This window comes from Dietzia cercidiphylli, from assembly GCF_014145145.1.
GTDB classification, from domain to species: domain Bacteria; phylum Actinomycetota; class Actinomycetes; order Mycobacteriales; family Mycobacteriaceae; genus Dietzia; species Dietzia natronolimnaea.
The window spans coordinates 1-1097 of sequence record NZ_JAALEA010000437.1; the positions used below are offsets into that span (position 1 = coordinate 1).

Annotated in this window: 1 protein-coding gene; it reads left to right on the top strand. The window is 73.0% G+C overall.

Annotation, left to right across the window (positions count from 1 at the left end; genetic code table 11):
- The coding region (locus G6028_RS14885) for a helicase domain-containing protein (protein ID WP_479682431.1) at positions 1-1097 on the top strand (1097 nt) is incomplete at both ends.

The window sequence follows — 1097 nt, forward strand, 5'->3', positions numbered from 1 at the left end:
ACCAGGCGCGTTCCACGTTCGCGGCGAGGATCATCGACGCTCTCACGGAGCAGTACGTGGCGTCCCTGACCGATCCCGTCGGGCACGCGGAGGACGCCGCCTGGTCCCCCGAGGGCGACGGGGTCGGGGATCTCGGGGACCCCGCCCGGCCGCTGCTGGACGCGGAGGACCGGGCCGCGCTGCGCACAGAGGTCGAACGCGCGCCCGAGGTCCTCGCCGCGATCGACGAGTGGTGGCCCACCCTGCGGCCGGAGCAATTGTTGGCCGACCTGTTCTCCAGCCGCGAGCGGATCTCCGAGGCTGCCGGCGACTATGTGGCCGAGGACCAGGAGGCCCTCTTCCGCGCCGACGGTGGGGCGTTCTCGGTGGCCGACGTCCCGCTCCTCGACGAACTCGCCGAACTGCTGGGCGAGGACCCCACCGAGGAGGGCAACGAGGCGGACCGAGCCTGGGCCGAACAGGTCCGACAGGCGGAGGAGGCGCTCGAGATCCTCACCGGGTCGGCGGTCCAGGACATCGAGGACGACCTGGACCCGGAGGTCCTCATGGCGTACGACGTGGTCGACGCGGAGTCGCTCGCCCGGCGGCACAGTGCGGACTCGGACCTCACCGTCGCGGATCGTGCCGGCGCGGATCGGACGTGGGCGTTCGGTCACGTGATCGTCGACGAGGCGCAGGAGCTGTCCGCCATGGCGTGGCGCGCGCTGATGCGCCGCTCCCCCAACCGCTGGATGACCCTCGTCGGGGACGTCGCCCAGACCTCCAGCCCTGCGGGCATCGACTCGTGGGAGGACGCGCTCTCGCCGTACGTGGACGACCGGTGGGTCCTCTGCGAGCTCACCGTCAACTACCGCACCCCGGAGACCGTCTCCGCGGTCGCGGAACAGCTGCTCGCGCAGATCGACCCGGGGGCGACCTCGCCGCGCCCGGTCCGTGCGGGACGACGGCCTGTCGCGTGGCTCGAGACCGAGGCGGGCTCGGTGGGCCGGGTGGTGGCCGACGAGGTCTCCCTCGTGCCGGAGGACCGGGCCGTGGCCGTGCTCCTCCCCGATGACCTCGGGCACGAGAACGCCCCCGGGATCGCCGCCCTCAGGGAC